Here is a 7,650-nt window from a genome sequence, read left to right as displayed (position 1 = left end):
AAATCCCTGTCGAATTCCGGCCAGCGTGGTTTAACGGGGCGCCTGAGATCAAGATCAAGAGCGGCTCGCTTCGCATCGTGGTTACGGTCGGCAGCTACAAAGTTGCGTAGATACCCATTCCGCGATAGCGGTGTTTCAGCCTCTGAATTTTTGACGGGTTCATTGCCATCGAGGTCGAATCGTTGCACCGCCCCTCCCACATTGTGTTCTTTTTGTCTCAGGTGCCCATGTTTTCCGGGGTCACTATCTGCGGTGGTATATGCACCCGATGCCGCACAGGATCGAAGCCTTCGTCATTCAGCAACTGCACCAGCAGTTGCACCAGCGCCGCCGCCGTCTGCCGCGGCTGCGAGTCCATTACCACATCGATCAAGCCGCGGCTCAACGCCTGGCGTGACAGTTCGGTCGACTCCTGCAGAATGCAGCACAGCGCCGGGCGCTTGGGCAGTTGGGCCAGGGCGTTGATCACGCCGTCGCCACCACCGCCTACCACGCATAATCCACGCAAATCGGTATGGCGGCTGAGCAGGTCCAGGGTGGCTTCCTCGGTGATGTCGCAGTTGTCCAGGTTGATCAGCGGCTCCAATGGCTTGAGCCCCGGCGCGTGTTCGGCCAGGTAGCTGTGCAAGCCTTCGACCCGTGCTTGATGCCCGAGAAAACGATGGCCGCCCAACAGGATGCCCACGCTGCCTTTGCGTGCGCCGCAGGTGTGCGCCAGCAGCCAGCCCATGGTGCGCCCGACCACGTGGTTGTCCTGGCCCACATAGGGTTCGAGGGCCTGCTCATGGATATCCGACAGCAGCGCAACCACTGGTACGCCGGCTTCACGAATCTGCGCCAGGCAGGCGTTGATCAGCGGATGGGCGAAGCTGACCACCGCCAGGGCGTCGCACTGCACCGCCAGTTGCTCGATCTGCGCGACGATGGCATTCGGTGAACGGTCGTTGATGTAGTCGAACTGGCAGCTCAGGTTGGCGGTGGCGTGATGCTGCGCTGCATCGCTTATTGACTGGGCGAGGTTGGCATAGAAGGCCTGGGCGGTGCCCAGCAACAGCACGCCGAAACGGTAGGTGGGCCGCCGTTCGCGGATGCGCTGGCCGATCAGGCGCGCAGCAAAATAGCCCACCGCTTCGGCAGCCTGGAACACCTGTTCGGCCGTGCCGGGGTTGACCGGAGCGCGGGCGTTCAACACGCGGTCGACGGTGGCTACGCTGAGCCCCGCATGGGCGGCAACGGTGGCGATGGTTGGGCGTTTATTGTTGTGCATGGCAGGCCCCTTGAGCGTCTTGATAGAAAACTATCAAGCCCCGCTGGGCCTGGATGATAGCTTGATAGGGAATGGATTCAAGGCCTTGAGGGTGATTTGGCTGCGCTCTATGGTTGGTTCCGCAAAGCACCTGAAACCCTACGCTTGCGGAGAACAATAACAATGCCTGAACACACCGCTTACCGCGCCCGGCGCGACTACAGCCTCACCGGGCCCGAAGCGGCCCGTGCCGCCGAAAAGGGTCTGGTCTCGGCCAACTGGTACCAGTCACCCATCTCGCGCAAACGCATGAAAGAACTGATGCAACGCCGCGATGGCCCGGCCTTGCTCGACACGGCCATCTGGGCTGCGACGCTGTTGGCCACAGGCTTTGGCGGCTATTGGTTCTGGGGCTCCTGGGCCTGCGTACCGTTTTTTCTCGCCTATGGTGTGCTCTACGGAACGGCGTCCAACCCGCGCTGGCACGAAACCGGCCACGGCACTGCGTTCAAGACCCGCTGGATGAACGATGCGTTGTACCAGGTGGCGAGCTTCATGTGCCTGTTCGAACCTCACGTGTGGCGCTGGAGCCATGCCCGTCATCACACCGACACCATCGTCGTCGGCCGCGACCCGGAGATCGTCGAGCCGCGCCCGCCGAGCCTGTGGATGATGGCCCTCAGCCTGTTCAACCTGCCCCTGGCCTGGAAGACCTTCAGCGGCGTAGCCCGCCATGCGCTCGGGCGCATGAGTGCCCAGGAGCAAGACTTCATCCCTGAATCCGAATGGCCCAAGGTATTCCGTGCCGCACGTATATGGATTGGGATTTATGCGCTGATCATCGGCGCCGCGTTGTACCTGCACAGCTGGCTACCGCTGATGCTGGTGGGCTTGCCCAGTCTCTATGGTGCCTGGCTCGGCTACCTGTTCGGCCTCAGCCAGCATGTGGGCCTGGCCGAAGATGTGCTCGACCATCGCAGTAACTGCCGCACCATCTACATGAACCGGGTGCTGCGCTTTATCTACATGAACATGAACTACCACCTCGAACACCACATGTACCCGATGGTGCCTTACCACGCGCTCAGTCAACTGCACGAAGAGATCCGCAGCGACTGCCCGCCGCCGTATGCCAACCTGTGGGAGGCCTACCAGGAAATCATTCCGACTATTTGGCGCCAGCGCAGCGACCCTAGCTATTTCGTCCAACGCCCGACCCGTGGCGAGGGAGCTTGCTCGCCACACAGTAAAAGCCAGTCATTGGAGATAAATGCATGAACGATCAATGGATCGACGTCTGCGCCGTGGGCGAAATAGAAGCAGAAGACGTGCTGCGCTTCGACCACGGTATTCACACCTACGCGGTGTACCGCTCGGCCGAGGATGAATTTTTCGCCACCGCCGGCCTGTGCACCCACGAGAAAATCCACCTGGCGGACGGCCTGGTGATGGACCATGTGATCGAGTGCCCCAAGCACAACGGGCGCTTCGATTACCGTTCCGGCCAAGCCCTGGGCGCGCCGGTGTGCGTCAACCTCAAGACCTACCCGGTGCGGGTCGAAGCGGGGCGGGTACTGCTCGCTGTCACGGCCGGATGATGAACCAGACCCTGATCATCGTCGGCGCTGGTCATGCCGGTGGACGTGCGGCACTGACCTTGCGTGAAGAAGGTTACAGCGGGCGCCTGATCCTGATCGGCGATGAAGCGCACTTGCCCTACGAACGCCCACCGTTGTCCAAAGGCGTGCTGCAAGGCTCGACGGACCTGGCGGAATGCAGCCTGTGCGACAGTGCACGGTTGGCTGCGCTTGGCATTGAGCATATCGCCGGCAACCCCGCCAGCCGTTTGGAGCCGCAGCATCATCGGCTGCAACTGGCTGACGGCCAATGGTTGACCTATGCCGGCCTGCTGCTGGCCACCGGAGGCCGGGCGCGACGCTTGCCCCAGGAGCAGGCCAACGTGTTCTACCTGCGCACCCATGATGAAGCGTTGGCCTTGCGCAATGAATTAAAGCCAGGCGCCAGGTTGGTGGTGGTCGGCGGGGGCTTTATCGGCCTGGAGGTGGCCGCTACGGCGCGGGGCCTGGGCTGCGAGGTCACGGTGCTGGAAGCGGGGCCGCGGCTGGCTGCCCGGGCGCTGCCGCCAATGATCAGTGAAGCGCTGTTGGCGCTGCATCGTCAGCAGGGTGTGGACGTGCACTTGAACGTTGCCCTGGAGTGCGTCCACGCCGACGCCGTGCAACTGGTCGATGGGCAACGGGTGCCCTGTGACCTGGTGGCGGTCGGTATTGGTATGCAGCCCAACATTGAGCTGGCAGCGGCGGGCGGGCTGGAAGTAGGGCAGGGCATTCGGGTCGACGCGTGCCTGCGTACCAGCGCACCGGATATTTACGCGGCGGGGGATGTCTGTGAGTTTCGTCTCGGCGGCGTCTATCAGCGTCAGGAAACCTGGCGCAACGCCGAGGCCCAGGGGCGTCACGCTGCGTTGAATCTGTTGGGCAAAGAACTGCCGTTCGAGAGGGTCCCGGGTTTCTGGTCCGACCAATTCGACTGGGGTTTGCATTCCGTCGGGGCGATGACTGCGCGGTCGGTCAGCCGTGCGTTGCCCGACGGTGGCCTGCTGCTGTTTTGCCTAGACACCAACGCCCGATTGCAAGGCGCTTTCGGCTGGGCTCCGGGCAACCGCGCCGCCAGGGACATCAAGCTGTGCGAGCGCTTGATCACTGCAAGCATTGCGCTTGACGTGGCGAGCCTGGCAGATGCCGATACGTCCCTCAAACACCTGCTGCGAGGTTGAGATGCACCAACTCCTGGTATTCCAATCACTATGGGCCATGCAAACCGAGCCCGGCAGCCAAGAAGCGCAACTGGACCGCATCGTCGCCGCCGGTTTTGACGGCATCACCGACCATTACTGGACGCCGGCCGCAGTCTCGCGCTTGTACGCTGCCGCCACGGCCAGAGGCTTGCAGATCGAAGGTCAACTGTTCCCGCAATCGGTGGATGATCTGGCCAGGGCATTGGAAGTGATCGGCCGCTACGGTTGTCACCACCTCACCCTGCAAGCCGATGTGCGCCCGCGTACCCAGGCCGAGGCGGTCAGGCTGATCGAAGGCTGGCAGCGCCTGGCCGAACAGGTGGACTTCCCGATCCTGCTGGAAACCCACCGTTATCGACTGACCAACGACCTGTTGTTCACCCTCGACCTGCTGGCGCAAATGCCCGACCTGAAACTGCTCGCGGACCTGTCCCACTACGTCGTCGGCCGCGAGTTGCCAGAACCCGGAGCCTTGGAAGACGACGAGCAGATACGCACGATCCTGCGCCATAGCTGGGGCTTTCATGGCCGCGTCGCCAGCAGTGAGCAGGTGCAGGTTGGCCTGGATTTTCCTCAGCACCAGCCTTGGGTCGAGCGCTTTACCGGCTGGTGGCGCTATGGGATCGACGACTGGCTGACCCGTGCCGACGCGCCCCAGAGCCTGCCCTTCACCTGCGAACTGGGCCCGCCACCCTATGCGATCACCGATGCAATGGGGCGAGAACTCACTGATCGCTGGGCCGAGGCGCTCAAGATGAAGGCGCTGATTCGCCAGGTGTGGGCCAGTTGTCACGGCTGATCTGCTAACCTGCGTCGGTTCAAACCGACCTTAGCCTATGGATCTGCCTGATGAAAACCTGCCCTGTCCAGCCACCTCTCGAACCGCAGTCCGTGTGCCACCCGATCACCAGCAGCGCGATTTTCATGGTCGCCACCCTGGCCCCCGATGCAGTTGAAAACGTGCGTGGCTGGTGCGCCGACATCGCAGGCCTTGTGCGTTCGGTGGGCAAGCGCGTGCCGTCGGGCAACCTGACCTGCGTCTGCGGGTTTGGCTCGGATGCGTGGGACCGGCTGTTCGGCGCGCCTCGCCCGGCGTCGCTGCATCCGTTCCGCGAATTCGGTGTAGAAGGGCGCAAGGCGGTGTCGACCCCGGGCGATATCCTCCTGCATATCCGCGCCGAGCAGATGGACCTGTGTTTCGAGCTGGCGACCCAATTGATGGCTGCCTTGGGCGATAGCGTCAAGGTGGTGGATGAGGTCCAGGGTTTCCGCTATTTCGATATGCGCAGCATCATCGGTTTTGTCGACGGCACCGAAAACCCGGTAGGGCGCAAGGCCGAAAGATTCACCCTGGTCGGTGACGAAGACCCTCAGTTCGAGGGCGGCAGCTACGTAGTGGTGCAGAAATACCTGCACAACATGAGCGCCTGGAACGGCTTGACGGTAGAAGCCCAGGAGAAGGTAATCGGGCGCACCAAACTGGCAGATATCGAACTGGACGAAGAAACCAAGCCGAGCAACTCCCACAGCGCCTTGACCGTCATCACTGACGAGAACGGTGAGGAAGTGAAGATCCTGCGCGACAACATGCCCTTCGGCCGCCCCGGTGCCGGCGAGTTCGGCACCTATTTCATCGGCTACGCACGCTCGCCGCAGCCTCTGGAGCAGATGCTGGAAAACATGTTCGTTGGCCGCCCGGTCGGCAACTATGACCGCTTGCTCGACTTCAGTACCGCCGTGACTGGCGGCCTGTTTTTCGTGCCCTCGGCCGACCTGCTCGAAGCGCTGGCCGACCGCGAACCGGCGGCTTAACTCAACAACCCGCTGCTGACCGCCACAATCAGGAAGATCCCCAGCAGCGCACGGTAGATCACGAACGGCCAGGTGGAGAAGCGCTCCAGGAACTTCATCAGGCCCCAGATCGCAAAGAACGCCGAGATGCTCGCCACCACCAGGCCGAAGATCAAGTGCGGCCAGGCGTGGGCAGGGAGGTCGGCGCGCAGCAGCACCCACAGTTCTTTCAAACCGGCCAGGGCAATGGCCGGCAGGCCCAGCAGGAAAGAAAAGCGCGCCGCTTCCTCACGTTTGAAATTCAGGAACAGCGCTGCGGTCAGCGTGGAGCCCGAACGCGACACCCCAGGAATCAACGCGCCGATCTGCGCCACCCCCACGATCAGCGCATCGCGCAAGCGCATTTGGCTTACGTCGCGGGTATGGCGGGCGCGCACTTCGGCCAGTGCCAGCAACACCGCCATCACCACGCAGGAAATGCCGATCACCATCAGCCCGCGCAATGGCGAGTTGCATGCATTCAGGGTCGAAGACAGCGCCAACCCGGCAATGCCAATCGGGATAGTCGCCAGCACGATCGCCACCGCCAGTTTGAACCACCGATCGTTATAGTCGCCCCGGCGCACCGCACTGATACTGCCGGTGGTGACCTGGCGCACATCCCGCCAGAAGTAACTGACCACTGCCGCCAGCGCGGCCAATTGCATGGCCGCCGAAAACGCCGAGCCCGGGTCTTGCCAGCCGAGCAGGGCGGGCACCACGCGCATATGGGCGGTGGACGACACCGGCAGCAATTCGGTGATGCCCTGGATTACCCCCAGGATGAAAATTTGCAGGTAACCCAGGGAGGCAAAGCCCACATCCAGGCCGGCGGTACAGACGTTGGTCACAATACGTGTCCTTGAGCGAAAGGTGGAAACCGGCGAAGTTTATTCTAAATGTTTCAGGAATTTGGCCAGGGCAACCGCTATTTGCATTCGGTTCAGCCAATAGAAAGGATTCGACAAGCCATTGGCGTGGCAGGCACTTTTGTGAACAATGGCGCCCTGCGTTTTTCCACCGAGAGCCCCATGCCTGAAACCACCGTTGAATTGATCCAGACCGGCCCTGAAGACGCCGAGCTGATTCGCAATCTATACCAGTACTACGCCTACGAGTCTTCCGATTGGGAACAGGAAGATGTCGAGGCCGATGGCCGTTTCTATATCCATGACGAACACCTGGCCCGCTATTGGCAAGACCCGCAGTGGAGCGCCAACCTGTTGCTGGTCGATGGCTATATCGCTGGTTTCCTGTTGATTGAAGGCAGCGAACTGCCGGGCATCGACGCGTTGGAGCTGGCCGACCTGTTCATTCTCAAGCGCTATCGCCGCAAGGGCATCGGCCGTGCCATCGCCAGCCAGGTGCTGTGCAGCGGCGCGGCCAATTGGCTGGTGCGTTTCTATGATCAGGACGAGGTATCCCAGGCATTCTGGCGCACCGTGTTGGATAACCTGCCGCGTCCGGTGCAGATGATTGAACTGGAGGATGAGCCGCAGTTGGTGAGCTATCTGATTACCCGGGCGTCATTGCACTGATGCCCCGTGATTCGGATGTGGGGGCGGTAAATGTGGGAGGGGGCTTGCTCCCGATGGCGGCTTCAGGGTCGACCGGGATGCTGGATCAGACCGAGTACATATCCGTTATTTAGGTCACGGCCACTGTTGGTTCCGCTTTTACAGCGGGTCACTTTGGAAAAGAGCCTGTATAGACCGGACACATGGTGGACACATGTGCGGGGACATGGTTGACACAT

General features: G+C 61.8%; 8 protein-coding genes. 6 read left to right on the top strand and 2 right to left on the bottom strand.

Annotation, left to right across the window (positions count from 1 at the left end; all coding sequences use genetic code 11):
* Positions 1–217: 217 nt before the first annotated feature.
* Positions 218–1,267 (bottom strand): LacI family DNA-binding transcriptional regulator, encoded by a 1,050-nt coding sequence (locus E4P00_RS23645; RefSeq protein WP_148853568.1) that lies wholly within the window; start codon positions 1,265–1,267, stop codon positions 218–220.
* Positions 1,268–1,429: 162 nt separating this feature from the next.
* On the opposite strand from E4P00_RS23645, the gene E4P00_RS23640 reads away from it, so the two are divergent.
* Genes E4P00_RS23640 through E4P00_RS23620 form a run of 5 tightly spaced genes read left to right on the top strand, consistent with a single transcriptional unit; the run spans position 1,430 to position 5,876 of the window.
* Positions 1,430–2,524 carry a fatty acid desaturase family protein gene (locus tag E4P00_RS23640; protein WP_248090173.1) on the top strand — a complete coding sequence of 365 codons (1,095 nt, stop codon included), beginning with the start codon at positions 1,430–1,432 and terminating at the stop codon, positions 2,522–2,524.
* Complete coding sequence (locus E4P00_RS23635; protein WP_032880442.1) at positions 2,521–2,844, top strand: MocE family 2Fe-2S type ferredoxin; 324 nt, start codon at positions 2,521–2,523, stop codon at positions 2,842–2,844. The genes E4P00_RS23640 and E4P00_RS23635 overlap by 4 nt, the downstream gene beginning before the upstream one ends.
* Complete coding sequence (locus tag E4P00_RS23630; protein WP_032880444.1) at positions 2,844–4,043, top strand: FAD-dependent oxidoreductase; 1,200 nt, start codon at positions 2,844–2,846, stop codon at positions 4,041–4,043. Before E4P00_RS23635 ends, E4P00_RS23630 begins: the two co-directional genes overlap by 1 nt.
* Before the next feature lies 1 nt (position 4,044).
* Positions 4,045–4,863: a xylose isomerase gene (locus E4P00_RS23625; protein WP_103735485.1), complete on the top strand. Its 819-nt coding sequence runs from the start codon at positions 4,045–4,047 to the stop codon at positions 4,861–4,863.
* A gap of 50 nt (positions 4,864–4,913) precedes the next feature.
* Positions 4,914–5,876 carry a Dyp-type peroxidase gene (locus E4P00_RS23620; protein WP_228308621.1) on the top strand — a complete coding sequence of 321 codons (963 nt, stop codon included), beginning with the start codon at positions 4,914–4,916 and terminating at the stop codon, positions 5,874–5,876.
* Here E4P00_RS23620 and E4P00_RS23615 read toward each other — a convergent pair.
* Positions 5,873–6,745 carry an undecaprenyl-diphosphate phosphatase gene (locus E4P00_RS23615; RefSeq protein ID WP_248133160.1) on the bottom strand — a complete coding sequence of 291 codons (873 nt, stop codon included), beginning with the start codon at positions 6,743–6,745 and terminating at the stop codon, positions 5,873–5,875. The two genes, E4P00_RS23620 and E4P00_RS23615, sit on opposite strands and share 4 nt — an antisense overlap.
* Before the next feature lie 48 nt (positions 6,746–6,793).
* Here E4P00_RS23615 and E4P00_RS23610 point away from each other — a divergent pair, with 48 nt between their 5' ends.
* On the top strand, positions 6,794–7,432 hold the full coding sequence (locus tag E4P00_RS23610) for a GNAT family N-acetyltransferase (protein ID WP_078821755.1): 639 nt from the start codon (positions 6,794–6,796) through the stop codon (positions 7,430–7,432).
* Positions 7,433–7,650 lie beyond the last annotated feature (218 nt).

This window comes from Pseudomonas sp. B329, assembly GCF_023127835.1.
In the GTDB taxonomy this organism is placed as follows: Bacteria; Pseudomonadota; Gammaproteobacteria; order Pseudomonadales; family Pseudomonadaceae; genus Aquipseudomonas; species Aquipseudomonas synxantha_A.
Note: the sequence above shows the minus strand (reverse complement) of the source record. Positions and strands in the feature narration are given on the sequence as shown.

What these genes read in the sequence shown, in the direction of transcription:
- E4P00_RS23610 (WP_078821755.1), top strand. Translation starts at nt 6,794, where the DNA reads ATGTTTCAGGAATTTGGCCAGGGCAACCGCTATTTGCATTCGGTTCAG.
- E4P00_RS23625 (WP_103735485.1), top strand. Translation starts at nt 4,045, where the DNA reads ATGCACCAACTCCTGGTATTCCAATCACTATGGGCCATGCAAACCGAG.
- E4P00_RS23635 (WP_032880442.1), top strand. Translation starts at nt 2,521, where the DNA reads ATGAACGATCAATGGATCGACGTCTGCGCCGTGGGCGAAATAGAAGCA.
- E4P00_RS23620 (WP_228308621.1), top strand. Translation starts at nt 4,914, where the DNA reads ATGAAAACCTGCCCTGTCCAGCCACCTCTCGAACCGCAGTCCGTGTGC.
- E4P00_RS23630 (WP_032880444.1), top strand. Translation starts at nt 2,844, where the DNA reads ATGAACCAGACCCTGATCATCGTCGGCGCTGGTCATGCCGGTGGACGT.
- E4P00_RS23640 (WP_248090173.1), top strand. Translation starts at nt 1,430, where the DNA reads ATGCCTGAACACACCGCTTACCGCGCCCGGCGCGACTACAGCCTCACC.
- E4P00_RS23645 (WP_148853568.1), bottom strand. Translation starts at nt 1,267, where the DNA reads ATGCACAACAATAAACGCCCAACCATCGCCACCGTTGCCGCCCATGCG.